Source organism: Daejeonella oryzae DSM 19973 (assembly GCF_000422945.1).
GTDB lineage: Bacteria > Bacteroidota > Bacteroidia > Sphingobacteriales > Sphingobacteriaceae > Daejeonella > Daejeonella oryzae.
Genome location: NZ_AUHA01000002.1, coordinates 1,254,488 through 1,276,489, shown reverse-complemented (window position 1 = coordinate 1,276,489; position 22,002 = coordinate 1,254,488). Strand labels below are relative to the sequence as shown.

Annotated in this window: 19 protein-coding genes; all 19 read right to left on the bottom strand. The window is 37.4% G+C overall.

Annotated elements, in window-relative coordinates:
* Positions 1 to 27: 27 nt before the first annotated feature.
* The 19 genes from G521_RS0106020 to G521_RS0105930 all read right to left on the bottom strand — a co-directional run bounded on the left by G521_RS0106020 (position 28) and on the right by G521_RS0105930 (position 21,963).
* Positions 28 to 1,623 (bottom strand): gliding motility protein RemB, encoded by a 1,596-nt coding sequence (locus G521_RS0106020; protein ID WP_026897741.1) that lies wholly within the window; start codon positions 1,621 to 1,623, stop codon positions 28 to 30.
* 104 nt (positions 1,624 to 1,727) lie between these two features.
* On the bottom strand, positions 1,728 to 3,650 hold the full coding sequence (locus G521_RS0106015) for a polysaccharide biosynthesis protein (protein ID WP_026897740.1): 1,923 nt from the start codon (positions 3,648 to 3,650) through the stop codon (positions 1,728 to 1,730).
* Between the two features lie 50 nt (positions 3,651 to 3,700).
* The gene (locus G521_RS0106010) at positions 3,701 to 4,678 is read right to left on the bottom strand and encodes a UDP-GlcNAc--UDP-phosphate GlcNAc-1-phosphate transferase (RefSeq protein WP_036678229.1); all 978 of its coding nucleotides are present in this window, start codon (positions 4,676 to 4,678) and stop codon (positions 3,701 to 3,703) included.
* Positions 4,679 to 4,804: 126 nt separating this feature from the next.
* A complete protein-coding gene (locus G521_RS0106005; RefSeq protein ID WP_026897738.1) occupies positions 4,805 to 5,689 on the bottom strand; it encodes an NAD-dependent epimerase/dehydratase family protein in 885 nt (294 codons plus the stop codon).
* The gene (locus G521_RS16595; RefSeq protein WP_036678224.1) at positions 5,686 to 6,867 is read right to left on the bottom strand and encodes a glycosyltransferase family 4 protein; all 1,182 of its coding nucleotides are present in this window, start codon (positions 6,865 to 6,867) and stop codon (positions 5,686 to 5,688) included. The genes G521_RS0106005 and G521_RS16595 overlap by 4 nt, the downstream gene beginning before the upstream one ends.
* Positions 6,868 to 6,869: 2 nt before the next feature.
* The gene (gene wecB / locus G521_RS0105995) at positions 6,870 to 8,006 is read right to left on the bottom strand and encodes a non-hydrolyzing UDP-N-acetylglucosamine 2-epimerase (protein ID WP_026897737.1); all 1,137 of its coding nucleotides are present in this window, start codon (positions 8,004 to 8,006) and stop codon (positions 6,870 to 6,872) included.
* Between the two features lie 39 nt (positions 8,007 to 8,045).
* Positions 8,046 to 9,185, bottom strand: coding sequence for a polysaccharide biosynthesis C-terminal domain-containing protein (locus G521_RS0105990; RefSeq protein WP_036678221.1), 1,140 nt, complete (start codon positions 9,183 to 9,185; stop codon positions 8,046 to 8,048).
* Positions 9,179 to 9,610 (bottom strand): WxcM-like domain-containing protein, encoded by a 432-nt coding sequence (locus tag G521_RS0105985; protein ID WP_026897735.1) that lies wholly within the window; start codon positions 9,608 to 9,610, stop codon positions 9,179 to 9,181. Before G521_RS0105985 ends, G521_RS0105990 begins: the two co-directional genes overlap by 7 nt.
* Positions 9,600 to 10,628, bottom strand: coding sequence for a polysaccharide biosynthesis protein (locus tag G521_RS0105980; RefSeq protein ID WP_026897734.1), 1,029 nt, complete (start codon positions 10,626 to 10,628; stop codon positions 9,600 to 9,602). Before G521_RS0105980 ends, G521_RS0105985 begins: the two co-directional genes overlap by 11 nt.
* A complete protein-coding gene (locus tag G521_RS0105975; protein WP_026897733.1) occupies positions 10,609 to 11,439 on the bottom strand; it encodes a glycosyltransferase family 2 protein in 831 nt (276 codons plus the stop codon). Before G521_RS0105975 ends, G521_RS0105980 begins: the two co-directional genes overlap by 20 nt.
* A complete protein-coding gene (locus tag G521_RS0105970; RefSeq protein WP_026897732.1) occupies positions 11,432 to 12,703 on the bottom strand; it encodes an MATE family efflux transporter in 1,272 nt (423 codons plus the stop codon). The genes G521_RS0105975 and G521_RS0105970 overlap by 8 nt, the downstream gene beginning before the upstream one ends.
* On the bottom strand, positions 12,684 to 14,003 hold the full coding sequence (locus G521_RS0105965; protein WP_026897731.1) for an O-antigen polymerase: 1,320 nt from the start codon (positions 14,001 to 14,003) through the stop codon (positions 12,684 to 12,686). The genes G521_RS0105970 and G521_RS0105965 overlap by 20 nt, the downstream gene beginning before the upstream one ends.
* A 6-nt stretch (positions 14,004 to 14,009) precedes the next feature.
* A complete protein-coding gene (locus G521_RS0105960) occupies positions 14,010 to 15,119 on the bottom strand; it encodes an LPS biosynthesis protein (protein ID WP_026897730.1) in 1,110 nt (369 codons plus the stop codon).
* An 18-nt stretch (positions 15,120 to 15,137) separates the two neighbouring features.
* Positions 15,138 to 17,636 (bottom strand): SLBB domain-containing protein, encoded by a 2,499-nt coding sequence (locus tag G521_RS0105955; RefSeq protein ID WP_036678219.1) that lies wholly within the window; start codon positions 17,634 to 17,636, stop codon positions 15,138 to 15,140.
* A 55-nt stretch (positions 17,637 to 17,691) separates the two neighbouring features.
* A complete protein-coding gene (gene gmd, locus G521_RS0105950) occupies positions 17,692 to 18,828 on the bottom strand; it encodes a GDP-mannose 4,6-dehydratase (protein WP_026897728.1) in 1,137 nt (378 codons plus the stop codon).
* A gap of 188 nt (positions 18,829 to 19,016) precedes the next feature.
* A complete protein-coding gene (gene rfbA / locus G521_RS0105945; protein WP_026897727.1) occupies positions 19,017 to 19,877 on the bottom strand; it encodes a glucose-1-phosphate thymidylyltransferase RfbA in 861 nt (286 codons plus the stop codon).
* A 143-nt stretch (positions 19,878 to 20,020) separates the two neighbouring features.
* On the bottom strand, positions 20,021 to 20,602 hold the full coding sequence (locus tag G521_RS0105940) for a DUF3109 family protein (protein WP_026897726.1): 582 nt from the start codon (positions 20,600 to 20,602) through the stop codon (positions 20,021 to 20,023).
* Positions 20,603 to 20,643: 41 nt separating this feature from the next.
* Positions 20,644 to 21,420 (bottom strand): DUF3108 domain-containing protein, encoded by a 777-nt coding sequence (locus G521_RS0105935; protein ID WP_155975675.1) that lies wholly within the window; start codon positions 21,418 to 21,420, stop codon positions 20,644 to 20,646.
* 27 nt (positions 21,421 to 21,447) lie between these two features.
* Entirely contained in the window at positions 21,448 to 21,963 is a 516-nt protein-coding gene (locus G521_RS0105930) for a DUF2480 family protein (protein WP_026897724.1), read from the bottom strand.
* Positions 21,964 to 22,002 lie beyond the last annotated feature (39 nt).

The following is a 22,002-nucleotide window of genomic DNA, read 5'->3' as shown; positions in this document are numbered from 1 at the left end:
AAGTTAGCTACAAAATCCTGATCTGCTTTAAAAATCCTGATAAATATTTCGTAATGAACTTCTTAAGCCGAAAGTTAACCAGTTAGTAGAATTAATTCCCAGTCTGTTGCTCTCCTTGCGATGCACGGCTCCTGCTTCCATCCGCAAATTTATTTTAGGATTGATCATATAAGAAATTCTACCGTCCAGATAAAGAAAATCTGTAAGAATTCCCTGAGTAGTATTGTTCCCGTAATTGGAACCTCGATCATCATATGATCTGAATATATCTTTTCCGGAACTTACATTAGCTTCATCAAGGCCATATTGAGCTACATTTCCCTGTGCATAGATCTGCCATTTCTTAAATGAATAATCCCAGATGCTTAAAAACTCACGAAAATTGGCTCCGAACGGATGCGCCAAAGGCTGGTTATAATGTCCGAAGTTAAGAAGAGATTGCCGCTGACTATAGGTATAAGGTCTTGCGGTATTAAATTCTGCGAGAAAATTTAAATTCTGAACTTTAAATGCATTAAATCCTTTTATACCAGCCTGGATACCAAATTTATTAGCCCAATATCCATCTCCCGCAAAAAATTCTTTGGCTGTAAATTCATCCAGTAAAAACTGTCCGTATACAGTGAGGTTTTTTGCGGCTTTGTATTTCCCGTTAAAGCCTATCAGCGCATTATCAGGAGAGCCATTAGAGCCTTCAATAGTTCTTAGAAAAATAATGGGGTTTAGATACGTTACGTCAAAACCTCTCCTGCCGGTTTCATCTCCTCCCTGCCAGATCACGGCATCGAAAAAGCCTAATGATAAACGCTTATTTACATTCCAGTCAAGATAATGGAATACGCCCCATTTCTTTCTAAATCCATTATTATAAGATAGAGGAGGTGATTTCAGATCCTGAAATTGAGCCCAGATATTTAAATACTTTACATTTCCCAATGTGGTTTCAATTTTAAAAAAAGGGTAGTTTGCAGCTCCATCACTCATGAGCATGGAGCGATAACCATCACCAATAAAATTTTTGTCCTGTCCAAGGGTAAACGAGAAATGCTTACTGGCTTTATAATTTAAAATAGCAGACGCATATGCCCAGTCCTTTGTATTTCGGGAAGAGCCAAATTTATCATTTACAAAACCGGGTATGATCTTATTGGAATCTATGAATTGGGTGAGATATTGCGGAAATACACTTTGATTTTCATATCCGCTTGTGTAAAAACTAAATTTTTTACCAATGTTTCCCTGCACCTGGTAACCGCGTGTATTTAGCCATGTGGTTCCTTTATTGATATCCCTGCCTATCTGAAAGTCCGGAAGAAAATCTATATACACGTTAAAATCTTCTTTCTCTATCTCCACAAGATGTTCTGAAAAAATTTTCCGCATAATCCATGATCTTTTTGAACTGTCGATATTCAAATTTGATAAAGAATCCAATCCTCTGTAAGAAAGGGAATCATTAAACTGAATAGGCCGGATGGAAGTATGAATTCGGGTATCGGTATTATAGAGAATATGGTTTATCCGCTGATAATATTGATAGGAATACGGGAAGGTTTGTGATTGAGAAAATGCTGAAAATATACCGAAAAAGGAAATGGAGAGAAGGAGTAGAATTTTTTTCATAAAATATATATCGATACATTAATTGCTAAGGGATAAAATGATTCATTAAAAAAGCCAAATCATTAAATGAATCAGCGGGCTGTAAAGCCTAAGAAAGATTGTATTTAAAGCTTCTCGGCAATTTTCGCATCCAGCTCTTCGTATATGGAATTATTGCTTTTAAATTCCGGAACGATTTGCTTCATTTTAACAACCACCTGACGGTCTTTATATTCACAACTTAAACCAATCAATTCTTCAATATGATTATTAATTGTTTGAAAATTGTATTCACGAACCTTGGCAACCATAATTTTTTCATGGTGAGTGGGGATTGTATTTTCAAGATCATTTAATAGTTCTTCGTATAATTTCTCACCCGGCCTTAAACCGCTGTATTCAATAGCTATATCCTCGTTTGGAATTAATCCCGAAAGACGAATCATTTTTTTAGCAAGTTCTACAATTTTCACGCTTTTGCCCATATCAAAGATGAAAATCTCACCTCCTTTACCCATACAGCCCGCTTCAAGGACCAAACGACAGGCTTCGGGGATGGTCATAAAGTAGCGTGTGATTTCGGGATGAGTAACTGTAATAGGTCCTCCCTTCTGAATTTGAGCTTTAAATCTTGGAATTACCGAACCGTTAGAACCCAATACGTTTCCAAATCTGGTGGTAATAAATTTAGTCATCACCCTGGCTTCACCGTTTTGAGAAGTTTCTTTTTGCTGATTATACGCAAATAAAGATTGTACATAAATTTCGGCAATTCTTTTAGATGCACCCATTACATTGGTTGGGTTCACGGCCTTATCCGTTGAAATCATAACAAATTTCTGAACACCATATTTAACCGATAAATCTGCAATTATTTTGGTACCCATTACATTGGTTCGAACCCCTTCGGCAGGATTATGTTCAATTAAGGGCACATGCTTGTAAGCTGCCGCATGATACACATAATGTGGTTTAAAGGTTTGAAACAGCAATTCCATCCGGCAACTATCCCGTACATCACCAATAAATGCATGAAAATTATTATTGAGGTCATTTTCCTGAAGCTCCAGCTGGATATCATATAAAGGGGTTTCAGACTGATCACTTAAAATGATCATTTGAGGAGAGAATTTTGAAACCTGGCGCACAATCTCACTGCCGATTGATCCTGCTGCTCCTGTAATCAGCACACGCTTGCCCGACAGCTGTTCATTTATTTCATCATTATGAATGACAATAGGTTCACGTTCCAGCAAATCTTCAATTTTTATATTCTGAATTTGCTTACTGCTTATCTGCCCGTTTATCCAGGTTTCTACCGGAGGTAAAGTAAGGACCTTTATATCGTTTTCGAGACAAAAATCAACAACCTGATTTTTCCTGTCTGGAGGTATATTTTGACTGGCAATTAATAAATCATCAATTTCATACTGCACAATCAAAGAAGAAAGTTCGCTTGTAGGATAAATTTTAATCCCGTCAATTACCTTGTTGGCTTTCCGTAAATCATCGTCAATAAAAGCAACCAGGCTCATATTTACTTTCGGATCATGGTCAAGAGTCCGCTTTGCGGCGATTCCTACCTCTCCTGCACCGTAAATTATGATCCTTCTTTTATCAATATTCAGATTTTTAATATAGAGAAAGAAGTATTTAACCAGAACCCTGTACGTAATCAGAAAGAGAAAACTGCTTAAGCCATTAATAATTAATATTGAATTTGAAATAACAGGTTGCTGCTCAAAGGAGAATAAAAACAAATTAGCCAGAAAGAATACAGAATTACTTAAAATAATTGCGAATAAAATCCGGAATGAATCCTGTGCACTGGTATATCTGATGATACCCGAATACGTTTTTATGCTGTAAAAAACTATAGAATTAATTACTATAAATATTAACAGATTACGGCTTAGCTGCGGAATATCAATTTGAGTGATATCAAAATTATACTTAATAAAGTACGCGTAACAAAGCGATAAGATACAGCAGAGTATATCTAAAGTAAAAATGATCCAGCGGGGTACTATGTTTAATCTTGAAAACATTCAAAAAATCTTATATAAATTTATAACTATTCTCCTTTAATTACGGAATTCTAAACTTTTAAATAATTTATTTTTTCACCAATACGGTTTCTGATAATAAAATAGCTTGAAATTAATATCACTACTATTAACGTAGTCACAATCACCTTTACCTGAGTACTCTGGTCAGCCGACCATATAATTAAACCATTTAAAAAAATCTGTAGCATCGTATACAAAAACGCAACCAATCTTTGAGAAAATCCACTTTCATTACTCAATAATTGATAAACATGACTGCGATGAGGCTGAAAAATATTTTCTCTGTTATATAATCGAACTGCAATAGTTAATACCGTGTCGGTTCCGTATACGGCAAGAAACAGAATATAGATAACATGCTGGCTTTGTAATATTAAACTGCCTAAAGCAAACAGAATGATAAAAGCTATGGATATGCTGCCTACGTCCCCGGCAAAGCACCGGGCTTTTATTCGGAAATTAAAATATAAAAATATCAGAAGAGAGATAAGTGTTATAATCAGAAAATTCTGATCGATAAATTCGGAATCAGAATTCAGAAAGATCATAGTAGCAATAGTTCCTAAACTGTATAATCCTGTAATACCATTAATGCCATCCATAAAATTATAGGCATTGATTGTACCAATTACAAATATTGCCGCCGCAATAAGCCAGTAAAAAGGAAGAGCAAACAAATCCCATTGATAAAATAATAATATCACAGCAATAAAATGAATCAGCAATCGAATCTTATTATTTAAGGTAAGCAGGTCATCTAAGAAACTTATCAGGGCTATTAGTACGAGTCCGAGCAGGAAATATGGATACTGAAACCCAAAACTGACAAAAAATAAAAGGGCTGCTATCGGGAAAAGAATTCCGCCGCCGCGAAGGGTAACTTCTGAATGCGAACTCCGCTCATTGGGATGATCAATAATATTATAATTATCTGCAATGCGGAAATAAAGCAAAGCCACTCCAAGCAGAATTAAAGCAAAAATAAAATATATTAAATAATCATGCATTCTTAAGACTTCGGGTTATTAAAATTCTGTGTGGACGGATAAAGGTAATTGCTTTTTTATAGCTTGCTAAATATTTTAAGCAATTACAATAGAACTGCTTCTTGATTTAATTTCTGAGTTTCGATTTTATGTTCTAAAACTTTGTAAAACAGGCTTTGGTCTCCAGCTTAATAATTTGCGGGCTTTTGAATCATCAAAAGTAAGATCTGATGTAATTTTTTTTAGTTTGCTGGAATTAATCGGAGCACGGTTTCCAATAATATCTCCGGCCATAGCCATCGCTTTTGCTAAAAAAACAGGAATATTCAGAGGATTTTTTTTATTAAGCTGTTCGGCCATGACTACGCTCAGTTCTTTAAAAGATGGATGATAACCATCGGTTAAATTGTAAATCCCCTCAGTTTCTGAAGCCATTGGAATAATTCGTGCTACATCTTCGGCAAGCACGATACTTTTTCTTGCTCTGCCTCCGCCGATGTTAAAGTAATATCCCTTTTTAATAGCTTTTATCATTTGTCCAAGATTACCTGGCGGATTAGGTCCTGCAATCAGCGGCAATCTTAAAATGGAGCAGATAACTTTATGCTTTTTACACCATGCCTGAATCATTTCCTCTGCCTCGATTTTACTTAAGCCATAAGGATCTTTAGCCGACAGACTTTCATTTTCATTTATTAAGATTCCGCTTTCTCTGCCATAAACAGAAACAGAGCTTATAAAAATGAATGATTTGGGAATTCCGGCATTTTCAAGTCCTTTCAACAAATTGGAAGTTCCCTTAACATTAACATTAAAAAATTCTTCTCTTTCAGCTTCGGTTTGGGGTAATGAGTGGGCTTTCCCTGCAGCATGTAATACATGCTCACAATAAGGAAGTACGGGAATTTCAACAGAAAGATCTGCAATAACATCGCATGCAGTTCTTCCTAAAGTTATAAATTCAATATCGGGTAAGGTATTTAAAATAATTTTCCCTAAAAAGCCTCTGGCCCCTGTAAGCAAATAGTTCATGCGGCTTCTATAGCGTTTTTATAGGAATATAAAATAATAGATTTGTTGTATTTTACTTCCGCGAGTTTTCTGGCCGCTATTCCCATATGTTTTATATCAGGCCGAAACTCAGGTCGCAATGTTTTTAAGAATGAGATAAGATCTGCACCAAACTCCGGAAAAACCCAACCAATATGATGCTCCCGAACCATTATCCCAATTTCTGAATTAGAGTCACCAATGAACAAAATAGGCTTACCTGCCGCTAAAATATTGTAAGCTTTTGAAGGAACACCAAGACCAACCATTCCGTCAGCTAAAGAAACTACACTGATATCGCAGTTATTTAATACCGATAATTGCTCAGATCGATTAAAGGGAGGAAGAATACTCACATTCATCAATTTATGATGTAGTAAATAGTCCTGCATGCTTTCCAGCATCGCACCATCACCTATAAAATCCATTTTTATCTGGTCATTTTGAGCCTCATTAAGTGCTTCTAACAAAGGAATTAATCCCTGAACACGACCAAAATTACCTGCAAACTGAAGTTTAAGTGGACCAGCAGATTCTGCTATTAAGGGGTACACTTTTTCTGTATCCGCCCAGTTCTCAATAACACGAATGCTTTGAGCAGGCAAAGCGGTTTTTTCAATCATTATTTTTTGCATATCACGCCCTAATACAATTAGGAGATTCGCCGATTTGTAGGCAGAATTAAATAGCCTCTGCAGTAATTTATATATCAAACTACTGTCGTTAACCATTTTTGCGGCACGTAAATTTTCCGGAAAAACATCATGAACGATGATGATCAATTTAACTTTTTTCCATTTACAGATTCCGGATACCAGCAAAAGCAAAGGAGCCGGATTAGTTACCATCAAAACTTTATCTCCCGGTTTAGCTTGCCGATAAATCTTTAAAGACATTTTCAGGGTGAGTAAAATCATTCTGACGATTCTGGAAAATACTTTATTCTTATCCCAGTTACCAATACTTACTCTTTCAATAAAAATATTTTCAGATAATCGGGTTTCCGAATCAATATTAGCACTTACATAACCTTCGGGCCCGCAAATGACATGAACTGGTCTATCCGATGCCAGACTGCCTGCAATCTCAGTCATGATATAGCCCGTGGAGGTTTGATCAGGGTAGAAGAGTTCTGATAGCACCCAAAGCTTTTGCGTCATAATTACCTGTTTTCAGACCACACTACTCTTTTCACATAATCAACATAACTGATAATAATGCGCAGCATTTTACCCGATACATTTGGCATGCTGTAATCATTTACTTTTCTAAAAGCTCTTTCATCCCGGTTTAGGTTTGAGAGTTGTAGTAAACCCTGCATAATACGCTCCGGATTCATTCCAACCATCATTACAGACGCTTCTTCCATTGCTTCAGGCCTCTCATGCGCATCACGGATATTCAGGGCAGGAAAATTTAAAATGGACGATTCCTCAGAGATTGTTCCGCTGTCTGAAAGCACCGCGTAAGATCTCATTTGTAATGCATTGTAATCGTTAAATCCCATTGGTTTTAAAAATTGAATTTCGGGGCGCATCTCAATATTTTTCGATTCGATCATTTTTCGCGTACGCGGATGAGTGCTTACTATAATTGGGAAACCAAATTTTTCTGCGATCTGGTTCAGGCTTTCCATCAAACCCATAAAATTCTTTTCGCTATTGATATTTTCCTCACGATGTGAAGAAACAACAAAGTATTTATGTTTTTCAAGATTTAACCTTTTCAAAATGTCAGAAGCCTCAATACTTGGCAGATATTTATTCAGTACTTCAAACATGGGCGAGCCGGTTTTGATAATGCGATCTGCAGGCAAACCCTCTCTTAATAAATATTCTCTGGCGATATCACTGTAGGTCAGGTTGATGTCAGAAATGTGATCTACAATTTTTCGATTCGTTTCTTCCGGAACCCGCTGATCAAAGCATCGGTTTCCTGCTTCCATGTGAAAAATGGGAATATGTCTTTTTTTAGCCGGGATGGCGCATAAACATGAATTGGTATCGCCAAGAACCAAAAATGCATCAGGCTGCTCCTTTTCTAAAACAGGGTCAATATTAATTAATATTTTCCCGATAGTTTCTGTGGCAGTAACTCCCGCAGCCTCCAGAAAATAATCGGGCTTTCTAAGCCCCAGATCGTCAAAAAATATTTGATTTAATTCATAATCGTAATTCTGACCGGTATGCACCAGCACATGTTCAATAGCTTCTGAAGCATCAAGAGCCTGCAATACACATGATAATCTTATAATTTCGGGGCGGGTACCAACTACGGTAACAACTTTTAATTTCTTCATTAAAAAAGATTTGATATTTGGGAATTAAAACTAGGCTTATTATACATTCACAAAATAGGTATCCGGATTCTCCTGATCAAAGGGTTCATTTATCCAGAATAATGTGATCAGTTCCTCCTCACCAATATTGGTTATATTGTGTGTAAACCAAACCGGCATATCCACATACGAAGGCTTTTCGCCATCCAGGTAATAATTTATAACCTCATCACTGTCTATTTTGCGGAGCTGAATGCGGGCCTTGCCTTTAATAACTGCAAAGCGCTCAGCTTTTCGGGTATGAAAATGGTTACCTCTGGTAATTCCGGGTACGGTTGTAGAATATGATGTTTGACCGGGTGTATTTGTTCTGGCAATTTCAACAAACTGGCCGCGGTTATCTATGTTCAACTTAAAAGCATGCGGATAGTATTCCTGCGGAACATAACATCTGAACGTATTAAACAAATCTCTTTTAAAGGGATCTGTTAAATCCGGGAAAGCACCATTTTCAAGATAATCTAGTTTGTAAGAGTCCAGAAGTTGCAATATATGTGATACCTTTTTCTTGTAAGGAGCGGGAATACAATATCTTAAAGCACCTTCCGCTCTTCCCTCAATCTTATTCGGATTAATGATGATTGAAAATATCTCTTCAATCAGATCATTTACATAAATCAAAGAAACTTCTGAGTCTACATTAATTTGCGGCTGAGCGCCGTGGGTTAACTGGTGACAGAAAGTTGCAACTACCGAGTTGTAAAATGGTTTTCCGAATGGACCGAATACATTTGGGATCACCAAACCGCTTACTAGAGAATTATTTTCCTTCGACCATGATTCAAGAGCGAGCCTTCCGTCACGTTTTGATCTCCCATATAAGTTATCATTCTCTTCCTGAGTAGATGATGAAAACAAAATGTGAGGCTGAACCTCTGCAGCTTTGCATGCCTCAATTAGTTTATTGACAAGCCCTACATTGGTATCATAAATAAATTGCGGATCCTCATGGCGATTCATCGCTGCCAGATGAACAATTGCATTGCAGGATTGAACAAAACTCTGGAGTTTATCAGAATCATCAAAGTAATTCTTCTCAAAAGGAATCAGTTCAATTTCTTCTTTTAAGCTTAAATAATTATGTAAATGAGCACCCACAAAGCCATGCTGGCCTGTGATACCGACTTTAATTTTTACCATACGTTCCATTTATCAGCAGGATATCGAAAATCATCTGCTGTTGATTGTGTTAAATTAAAATTTGAAAAAACTATTAACCTTGAATTCTCAGAGCTGGCTTTAAATCCATTCGCATAGCCACCGGGAATAAACAGCACCTGCGGAAGCCCGGCTTCCAGACTGAAATTTTGTACAAACAAATTATCGGCAGGATTTTCAAAATCATCGATACCGACCAATTTAATTTCAAAAGAGCCATCCACACAGAAAAACCATTTTTCTTCCAGCTTATGACCCTGCCATGCACGGACTAAGCCAGCCGAAGCAGGAGCAATCATATACATCCTTTGAACATCAGACATGTTGAACCCGTTACACGAGCTGATCGTTCCGCGATCATCCCGGAATATGGCGCCTTCAATAAGTTGTGGAACTTTATTCCGCATGATTTTTAATAGCTTCCTGAATAACCGGCAATTTTACCAATAGTTTTTTCATTCCCTCCACCCCTAATTGCTGCGTATTGTGGGAGTGATAATCATCAATTTTAGAAATATCAACCTCGCCTTCGGAGAAATATTGATTGTAGTTAAGGTTGCGGTTATCCGCCGGAATACGGTAGAAATCACCCATATCTTGTGCCTTGGTCATCTCTTCGCGGGTACACAGGGTTTCGTATAGTTTTTCTCCGTGTCTGGTTCCTATTATTTTTATCTCACGATCTACCCGGCACAGTTCTTTAATTGCCTGAGCTAAATCTCCAATGGTACCGGCCGGCGCCTTATTAACAAAAAGGTCGCCCTGGTTTCCATGCTCAAAGGCAAACAAAACCAACTCCACGGCTTCATCTAAGGACATCAAAAAGCGAGTCATATTAGGATCGGTAAGCGTTAACGCTCCACCCTCTTTTATTTGTTTTATAAAAAGAGGAATTACAGATCCGCGGGAGGCCATTACATTTCCGTATCGCGTTAAACAAACAATAGTGCGGTCTTCAATAATATTTCTGGAAGCAGCAATAGCCACTTTTTCCATTAAAGCTTTAGAAATTCCCATTGCATTGATTGGATAAGCAGCTTTATCAGTACTCAGGCAAATTACTTTGGAAACTTTGTTGGCAACAGCGGCATCTATAGTATTTTGGGTGCCGAAAACATTGGTTTTTGTAGCCTCTAAAGGGAAAAATTCACAGGAAGGAACTTGCTTTAAAGCAGCAGCGTGGAATACATAATCTACTCCATGCATGGCCCTTTCAATACTTTGATAGTCGCGAACATCGCCGATATAAAACTTCAGTTTTTCATTATTATACTGATTACGCATATCGTCCTGCTTTTTCTCATCTCTGCTGAAAATCCGGATTTCCCTGAAATGATCTGTTTTTAAAAATCTATTTAAAACCGCAGTACCAAACGAACCTGTTCCGCCTGTAATTAAGAGTACTTTATTGTGTATGTTTTGCATTTCCTTTTAGATATTTCCTGTAAACCTTGTATGATTCTCTGACTATATAATATTTTTTCTTAGAGCCCAGTTTGGATGTGGTTGAAGACTCATTGTGATTGCATTTTAATTCGGGTTCGTATAAAATCTTCCCATCTACGCTTGCAATCTGTCCACCTAAAATTGCTTCCTCGCCGTATAGAAAAAGAATATCCCACAATTTATGAAAGTGTTTAAAAAAATATGGCGTTAACACATAGAGTGCCCCATTTCCCATATAAATATGCTTTCTCTCCGGATCAAAAGGTTTGGGTTTTCGGGCCTCAGAATAAAATGAAGTGATAATTTTAGCAAAAAAATAATTGCTGTAATATATATCAAACATGAGCATTCTTACAGGCGATACCCTTTTAACTACATGGGGATTTTCATGAATGCCGTTGATGGTTATGATATCCGGAGAAATGATAAGCTCGTTTTCTGAAAGAGGTAAATTCTGAAGAACTTCCAAAAAATTATCGTGAAACTCAATATCGTTATTTCCTACCACCTGATATTGATTGAACCCATTTTTTAAAGCCCAGTCTATCCCTAAATTTAATCCCTTAAAGTATCCTAAATTAGTATCAGACCTGATCAGTATAGCATCTGAGTAGTCAGCCACATGTTTTTCTAATTTAGCGATATCACCCGGGGCAGAAGCATTATCAACTACAATGATTTTAACCTCATGAGATTTTTTAATCTTAATTACATTCAAAATGTATTCAAGTGTAATATCAGAATTATTATAATTTACACATACGAATGCGATTTTTAGTGCATTATCCATGTTTTAAAGTTCTCCTCATTTTTGTCCAAACCCAGTACGTAAGCAACCCCAAAATGAAGTAGGGTATCAGAACAGACATGACTGAATAAATAATAAAATTATTGAAATAAAAGCCCGTTCCCAGTATAATAAGCTGGATAACAAAAACGATGCTTAAATTGATAGAATTATAAGCCTTGTTTATCACTACGTCTAAAATATTTCTTAGTAACAGGTACATAGCGTAAACAGGGAATACGATAAAGATGAGTTGCGAGGGTAAAATAGATTTTTCAAGAGCGGGAAAAAATTCGCTTATAATAACCGGAATCAAAAAATACATTACAATAGATATGAGCACTGAAACAGAAACTCCGATTACTAATAATTGATTCACTTTTGAAATAAATACTGATGAGCTTTCATTTTTAAATAATTTACCAAAATACGGCAAAATTAAAGATCCAACCAATTCAAAAACCATTGAGGCAAGTTTCAGCAGAATAAAACTCATAGACAGATAACCGGATTCTGCCAATCCGATATAGAGGCTTACCAGGAATATAGGAATAAATTCAAGTGAAAATAATCCCAGATCGGCAATGATGCGGGGATATCCATACTTGAACAATCTTAAACTTTTATACTTGATTCTTCTTCCGGAGATCTGGCTTTTACGCCCCAGATAAACGAAGATACTGCCAATTAGAATAATTGTTCCCAGCGAATAATAGTAGAAATAAACAAATACATTGGGCACAAAGAACAAAACCAGCAAGGGCAATATGGACATGATCAGCACATTCCATAAACTTGTAAGTCCAAACTGAATACGGCCCCGGTAATATGCGTTAAGAAGAATGTAAAGACCCTGGCTAAAAACAAATATCAGTACACTAAGAATAATTTTAGCTGAGTTGAAAGAGGAATCTTCAAAAGCTTTTAATAAAATCTGTGGGAAGATAAATACAATACCGGTGAATACTAAAAAGCTGCTTAAAAACAGAAGCAATCCCGAAATCAGGTACTCAACACTCTGATTGTTAATTTCGGTTTTCAGAAAGCTGATATACCTGGGAATACCTATGCCAGCACCTATTAACAGCGGAAATGCAATAAAGGCAGAGATTCTTTTAACCAGATTATAGGTAGCGAAGCCCTCCACATCCCAGGTTTTACTTATCCAGTGATTGATATATAAATTGGATAACATGAATAAACCCTGAGCAATCAGAATGTATAAAGAATAGCGGATCTTATTATTTTTAAACAGTTCGCTTAACAACAAAGTCGTAATTATTAAATTTCAAAATCAGATAACATATCAGGAATGTAAATGGAATAATTACCCATGTTAACATACTTATTATAAAAGTCATGTAAAAGAAGCCAAGCATAAATATGACCAGCAAAACTGTAAGAACCGGTCGGCTTTGCCTTAAAAACAGGTAATAAACAAAATGCACTAAAAAGCCCATCACCAACATAAATACCAGAGAGCCCGGCATTCCAAAATCCATGATCAAACCTCTGAAAATGGTATAGATATTCGATTCAAGCAGATCTTTATATACAAAAAACTCATCATACACGCCCGGAGAGGTAACCTTTTCGGCTCCCAGCATTTTAAAGAATGAAGTGAGTGTATAAAAACCCATATAGTAATTACTGGTATCGTAATTTATGGATGTGCTGCCCCCGGTATACGCCGTAAACCATTCTGAAAACCCATATATATGGGTAAAAAAGTAGGAAGCAAAAAGTCCTCTTAATTTGGTAAGTAATAATCCCTGATCTTCAATATTCTGAAGGCCCCTGGATATAAATGATAAACCGATCAGAATAATTAATGATACAGCGGCACCTATAACTTTGATGATAATCTTAAAATTAAAGGTCGATAGCTTGTTAAAATAAACCCGGCTTACCAAAATGCCGCCAAGGAAAAGAAAGAGAGATAAAAAGAGTAAACCCTTGGAGGATTGCGTCAGCATAATAATAATGGATGGCAGGAAAGCGAATAGAATTTTTTTATTTTTCCCGCTTTGCGATGATCCAAAAACAAGGCCTCCAATTACCACGGATATGTTTGAAAACACCAGACTTAGCGGACCAAACATCGTATAAACCAAGGTTTCGGCATATCTTGAAGCAGCAAATGTGGTTGCAACCAATACCGGATCTGTAAAAACATCCATAAACCCAAAACCCTGCGCCGTAACATGTAAAAGGGATGAAAACACCGATATTAAAATTGAACAAAAGAGGGTCAGTTTCAGAAACCTGGTATTGAATACCATGGCCGGATTGGGTTTTTTTAAATTGTCCTTAAATGCTTTGCCCCAATTAAACAACAGAGATGGAGCTGAGAATAGTAAAATTGCCAGTGTGATGAAAGCAATGGAATTTGAATTTACGGGAACTTCAAATAAAAAAACCAGCGGAAAGAAAGTATAAAAAAACCAGAATAAAGAAAGAATGCAGGCCGGAAATAACCATGTTCCCATCATTCTTCTTAAAACAAGAGCATTGGCTAAAATGATTATGCTGTAAATTATTGCGATAACTTTCTCTAAAACTTCCATTGAAATTTATTGAGCCGTTTCTCCCAGTTTTTTAAAAAAACGTTTAAAAATTAATATAAAAACTGTTAATACTGTGGCTATAAAAAAGCCCATAACACCTAACTTAATCTTACTTAATTTTTCCTTCTTAAGCGGATATACAGGTTCATCAATAACCTGAATAAGCGGTTTCTCTTTCAGGAAATTCATTTTAGATAGCTCCAGATTTTTAACAAGTTCACCCAGTATGGCTTTGTTTGTTTCTGCAGTAAACTGCGACCTTTGAACAGGTGCTACCCGCTGAGCCTGCCGCGTGGTGTTTAGATTTGGTGTAGCATCGATCACGCGGGCTGCAGAACTTATCGCTCCGTTCATAACCGCTCTCACCGAATCGGTTTTATGCTGCAATATCCCAATATTCAATAATGATTTTTTTGTTTTGGTTTGAACATAAAAATCGTTCACCGTTGAAACTATCGTATTATTAAACGTTTTGGCAAATATTTCATCTTCTGCGGCAAAAGAAACATCAATAACGTTTAACTTTTTATCGGGCTTTTCAACTTTCAGATATTTCTTATTAATATCTTCAATGATCTCCCCAATAACACTATCCTGAAGACGAGTTCTGGGCTGATCAACAGCTTTCGAAAATTTTAAATTTACCAATGCGGGCTTATTTTCCCATTTATCTCTAAGACCCATAAAATCTATATATCGGTCAATAAGTAATTGCTTATTGCCATCTACATCTATTTCGGTTAATAAAGCTTTTCCCAGCATGGACCGGGATTTATATAAAGCGGCAATATTATCTCCCTGGAATATCCCTTCTCCACCGCCGCCAATATCAATACCGGCTAAGGCTGCCAAACCTGCAACCTGGCCTAAGCCTCCTGCGGCTGCGCCCCCGCTTTCTTCTAATACAAATGTGGTAACAGCAATATATTCCGGTTTTTTATAAAAGGCAAAAGCCAATCCCAGGATTCCCCCCAATAAACCCATTGATAGAATAACCATCCATTTAGATATCAGATAATCCCACCATACACGAAATTTGAAAGCTACCTCCTGAAGAGATATTTCATTGCTTTCTGCGGAATAAGCATTTGGTGTATCTATTTGATTCTTTTCCATTAAATCTGTTATCTCTTATTATCTGAATAAGGTTATGAAAATAGCCGCTAATGAAGCCAAACCCGTAGATATTCCCACCACTTCCTGTATGCTTAATTTATTTCTATCACTCTTTTTGGGAACAAATATTTCTGCACCGGGCTTAACTATGGGATAGTTATTGAAAAATAAAAACTTCTTGGTGCTCTTAACCGCACCATTGGCATATACAACGTACGCCCGGCGTTTTAAAGATCTGTCTGAGAATCCTCCGGCCTGAGAAATGTATTGCTGAAAACCGCTTCCCGAATTATAAATTGTTGTTACCGGGTAAAGAACTTCCCCGCTGATCTTTACAGTTTGCAATTGCTTTGGCACTCTCAGAATATCACCTTCTTCCAGTATTAAATCATTCTTTGAACGGGGCTTTTCCAGTATCCGTTCCAGATTTATACCTACATAAACGTTTTTTACGATTGATGAGATATCTATCGCTGATGTATCCTGAGTACTTCCCTGTATGCGTTCCAGCCGGGCCATTCTTTCAGTATCCTCTTCTTTTTTATTCAATTTATTCTTATCAGCAGAATCTTCTACACCGGGGCGCTTTAAAGAAGCTCCTGCAGGATAGGCTAACGCTGTTAAACCACCGGCACGTTCCACAATATCCGAAATCCGCTCATCCTTACGGCTGATGGTGTAGGTTCCCGGATATTTAACCTGTCCCTCCACTTTTACCTGACGCTGAATTTCATATCCACTTTCATTACGTACAGCAACAATATCAAAAGGCTGAATAATAAACTTATCTCCTTTAAACTTCAGGTCCTTATCCACATCTACCTGATATACCTGAGAGGAAACTGCAGAAATAGAATTCACATCACTGTCCTTTACCCTTCTGGAAATTTCAATTCGCTTGGCACTGGCTCCTTCTTTAAATCCACCGGATAAAATAATCAGATCTTCCAGTGTCATATTATTCGAGTACTTAAAATCCCCGGGCTCTCTGATCTCTCCGGTAATACTTACCGTAAATTCTTCCCTTAAATCAAATATGGAAGAAATGGTAATAATATCTTCACGCTGCAGCGGAATATCAGGAATAGCGCCTGATAATATTTTTTCAAGATCAAAGGAGATAAGTTCAGGGCTGTTATCCGCTTTAAGGCGTGTTATATATCCTCTGGGTAAAAATGCTTCTTCTTTAACTCCCTCGGCTTTTTGTATAAGAAGTGATAAAGTCAGACCTTTTTCAAGTTCAAATTGGCCGGGACGAAAAACAGCTCCTTCAATCACTACCCGGTTTTCAAAACGATCGAGTATGGTTTCCGCGAAATACTTATCCCCTGTTTTGGGCTTATATTTATTGAAATCACCCGAAAAAACATCTGTTATTCTTCGTTCACGATCTGTATTTTGAAGAACTTTAATTCTCGAACTATAAGCCTGGTCAGAAAAACCGCCTGCAAAATTAATTACATCCTGTAAAGTTTCATTGGGGAGCACTTCAAATAAAGCCGGTCTTTTTACTTCTCCAACAAATTCAACACGTGTGCGATACGTTGGAACCCGAATGATATCATTGTCCTGCAATCGGATGTTATTTGTTTGGAATCCTTTTAAAAGAAAATCGTAAACATCCAGTTTTCCAACAACCCGGTTACCACGGATTATTTCGATCTCGCGAAATGATCCGTTCTCATTGGGCCCGCCCGAAACATATAATGCATTAAATACTGTTGCTAACGACGGAAGAGTATAAGAACCGGGCTTAACTACTTCTCCAAGCAGGGTTACTTTGATGCTGCGGATATTGCCTATTCCAATTGCAACACTGGTTCTTCCGCTTCTGATTCCCGGATAAGTTGCCGCAAGCCGTGACCGGATTTTTGAAGAAGCCTGTTCAACTGTTAAACCGCTAACCGATACCATGCCCGCATATTCAATACGAATAGTACCTTCCGGTGAGACCTTTAGTGTATAATTAGCCTCATTATCTCCGGTAATATCTATCTGAATATCATCATCAGGGCCAATAACATAGTTTCTTGGTGTTGCAATCCTTAAATTTGGTTCAAAAGTAAGATTGGTATTCTTAAACAGACTTGCCCCGAATATTTTAGCTCTCAATTCACCAAGAGCTTTTTCTGCTTCCGTTTTAGCATCAACTCTGACTTCTGTGGTATCAGGTGTATAGTTTAATTCTCTGCCATTCTGCTTTACTGCAGGAGATTCAACAGTGGTTTGAGATTTAGTCTGACCGCCCTGTTTTAGTTTCTCTATTCTTGCCCGTAATTTTTGAACTTCTTCCGGACGCATTCCTCTGGCCAATGCAACCTGTTCCAGCTGGCTTTCGCCCAGTCCGGTTGATTCAACCTGTTTCATAAACTGGCGGACCTGGTCATCACTCAGCTCATCCACGCGAATGCTGCTCAGGTTCTGAGGATTTACTGTTTGGGAAAATACCGGAGCCGCAAAGCACAGTGCTGCAAAAAGTAAAAAAAACCGGCTAAGTTTTATGTATGTTAATTTCATTATTCTATTTTTTAGCCACATTCACAGGCTATTTTTAACCTCATGCTGAGGGATATTATTCAAAGTAATTTAAAACCTTGTAACCACCTTTTTTCAGGTATTCATCCTTTTTCATCAGATGCAAATCTGAAAGAGTCATTTCCTTTACCAATGCCGCCAAATCATACTTAGGAATCCATCCCAATTTAGAATTGGATTTTGACGGATCTCCCAATAACAGATCAACCTCTGTCGGCCTGAAATATTTAGGGTCAACCTTCACAACAGTTTGGCCCATTTTTAAGAGATCTGAATCCAGTCCAAGTTCAGTACAGCGATTTTCATCCACATCAATAATCACAGCCTTTTCAAATTCTTCCTTTCCGCTAAATGCGATTTCAATTCCTAACTCCGCAAAAGCCATCCGCACAAATTCACGTACGGGAGTAGTGATTCCGGTTGCAATAACGAAATCTTCCGGCTTTTCTTGCTGAAGAATTAACCACATCGCCTCCACATAATCTTTTGCATGACCCCAATCCCGTTGGGCGGATAAATTGCCCAGGTATAAACAATTTTGCAATCCCAAGGCTATTTTTGCAGCAGCTCTGGTAATTTTGCGGGTTACAAAAGTCTCTCCCCGCACCGGACTTTCATGATTAAACAATATTCCGTTACAGGCAAAAATATCATAAGCTTCGCGATAGTTTACTGTAATCCAGTAAGCATACATCTTTGCAACGGCATACGGAGATCTGGGATAAAAAGGCGTGGTTTCACTTTGGGGCACAGCCTGAACCAAACCATATAATTCTGAAGTGGATGCCTGATAAATACGTGTTTTTTTGCTCAAACCCAATAATCTCACAGCTTCGAGAATACGAAGTGTGCCTATGCCATCTGCATTGGCAGTATATTCGGGTGTATCGAAACTCACCTTTACATGGCTCATTGCAGCCAGGTTGTAAATTTCATCGGGTTGTGTTTCCTGAATGATCCTTATCAGGTTGGTAGAATCCGTTAAATCTCCATAATGAAGTTTAATTTTCAGATTCTCTTCATGAGGATCCTGATATAAATGATCAATTCTATCAGTATTGAACAGAGAACTTCTTCTTTTCAAACCATGAACAAAATAGCCTTTTTTGAGCAGAAATTCAGCCAAATAAGCTCCATCCTGGCCTGTAATCCCTGTTATTAAAGCAACCTTCATTAATTTTTATATCTGTTAACTATCCTGAAAATATCAATCATTTAAATTGGCGAATTGTTTTTAAACCAGTGGTGTAAACTAAAGAGTATCAAAGGTAAGGCATTTATCATCCTATTAAACAGCACTTTATTAATCTTAATGAAACTCTGAGCAAATTTTTGACATCATTTAATATGATGATGTCTGATTTACTTCAGCAATTTAAGAAGATATTGGCCATACCCGCTTTTAAACAATGGCTTCGCTATTTCTCTAAGTTCATCTGCGTTAATGAAACCCATTCGGTAAGCAACTTCTTCAATACAACCTATTTTTAAACCCTGGCGTTCTTCAATAACCTGAACAAACTGGCCGGCCTGCATTAAAGAAGCAAATGTTCCGGTGTCTAACCAGGCTGTTCCGCGGCTCAGTACTCCTACTTTTAATTTCCCATTCTGCAGATATTCTTTATTTATATCTGTTATTTCAAATTCTCCCCTTGGGGAAGCTTTTATATTTTTAGCTATTTCTACAACAGAATTATCATAGAAATATAGTCCCGGAACAGCATAATTTGACTTCGGATGTTCAGGCTTTTCTTCGATTGACAATACGTTATTATTCTTATCGAACTCCACCACTCCATATCGTTCAGGGTCTGAAACTTGGTAGGCAAAAACTACACCTCCGTCGGGATCATTCATTGTTTGCAGTAAACGTGACAAGCCATCACCATGGAAAATATTATCTCCAAGAACCAGCGCCACTTTATCTTTACCAATAAATTCTTCTCCAATTACAAAAGCCTGAGCCAGGCCGTTTGGTATCTCCTGAATTTTATAAGAAATTTTACAACCGATCTGGCTGCCATCTCCAAGAAGCTTTTCGAAATTAGGCAGATCATGCGGAGTAGAAATAATTAATATTTCGCGTATGCCAGCCAGCATTAAAATAGACAATGGATAATAGATCATCGGTTTATCATAAACCGGCATCATTTGCTTGCTCATTGCCAACGTTAGCGGATGCAACCTGGTACCTGAACCGCCTGCTAATATTATACCTTTCAAATTGTGGATTTTAAAATTCGCGTAAAGATAATAATTAAGGATAAACCTGAGTCTTTTAATCCTTCCCTTAATTATTGGATTAAGAATCAAAGCATTTCGTTAAACGGAAATGCAGTTCAGAGGATTAAAAATTAATTAAATTCTCAGATCAGTTTAGCCTGATTAAGATAAACTACTTTTTCTTCCAGTTCGGCATACCAGTCGGCACCATATTTCCGAATCAGCGGATCTTTGAGGAACTCATATACAGAAACTTTAAGCTCATTGCCAAACGCACATGCGGGACTGCATATATTCCAGCGATCATAATGCAGAACTTCAAATTCGGGATAGTTGGTTATTCTGATAGGGTAAAGGTGGCAGGAAATGGGTTTTTTCCAGGCTATTTTTCCATCTTCATATGCTTTTTCAATTGCGCACTTGGTGATCCCGTTTTCAAAAGTAACATAGGCACATTCTTTAAAAGTATCTACACAAGGAGTTGTATAATCTCCTTCAAAATCTTTCACAAAAGTTCCTGATTCCTCTATAGTTTTGATCCCTTTTTCTGTCATGTAAGGCTTAACATGAGGATAAATTTCATCAAGAATTGCCAGTTCAGAACGTTCCAGCGGAGCACCTGAATCACCCTCGACACAACACGCCCCTTTGCACTTATTTAAATTACAGACAAAGTTTTCTTTAACAATATCCTCATGCACCAAAGTGCCCTGTACTTCTATCATTCACTATTATATTATTGCCCACAGGCTTATGTTGTTATGAGCTATTTAACCGCTGCTGTAAACGGATATTTTAAGCCGTTTGCACTTGTTAATTCCATGGTAACAGATCCCACCAATATTTCAACCTGTGCTTTTACCGGTATACGGTTGCCGTCATCGGTTATCCAAAGGTATAATTTACTGTCCTTGCGAAAAATACGGCCGGGCTGAATTGAGGGGCTGAATTTAAGACAGTTAACATTTCCTAATGCAGTTTTAACTTTTTCCTTTCCAACATACTGGATACTCATCGTAGAAATTCCATCTTTCAGAAAATAATCCAGATCAAATTTATCACCTTTTTTAAGTTGGGAAATATCCAGACTTCGGGCGAAATAATACGCTGAAACAATATCAAATGTCTGACTGCCGCCTTTAAAAGTTCCCTTTTTAGCTACTACTTTCTTTTCATTCTGGTAGAATCTTGCCTTGTCACTTCGGCGATAAGTTGCTTCACGAATATTCTCTGTGTAAAGATACGGCAGCAATCCGGAACGGTCGATGTATGAATCATAGCGATTATGTACTTTATAAAAAACATTGAATGTGCCTGCCGTACGACCTTCGGCGGTTAAATGAAATATTGGTTTATTATCAAACTTTATATTTGAATCAGAAACCTTCAATGTAGCTTCTGCTGCAGTAATAAATCCATAGCGAAATCTATAATTCAATTGTTCTCCGGCTTTAAAAACCGGTTGCAAATTATTTAGAAGATCCTGCGACACAGCAAACGATGAAGCAAAAACAAACAGCAGAATAACGGATATTTTTCTCATGATCAGAATATTACAAAAAGCAAACCATTAATCTTTACGCTTATAAATTGGCACTGTAGAGCATGGCTCGCCATACATAATACTTTTAGCTATTCCGGTTAACCGGGAAGTGATTTCCAGATACGCTGATATTGGCACTGCAATTTCGCCACATCCTTTTATTACAACCCGCTGATCCCGATAAAGCTCGGCATCAATATTTGACAATTGCCGCTGAAATAATATAGTTTCTAAAGTGTCCAGGTTCCCGAATACAACACTTGCTGCAAAAGGAGATAATTTAGTTGCCAGTAACATAAATGCCCATGTTGGAACAATAGCGTCGGCAGAACAAATCACAGCTACATGTTTATCCTGATACTGAGTCCAGTCATGTTCTTTTACAAATTCTCTGAAATCCTTTTCACGAAGAATCAGTCCATGAAACAGATTGTCTTTGATATCATATAAAACCCGTTCACCAGCCGGATAAAGATCTGCCAGATCGATACTGACCAGGCCGCTTTGGGCAACTTTATTTATTATATTTTCCTGAATGTCCATTATCCTGAATAAATAACCGCTTTAATTATAAAAGCATTT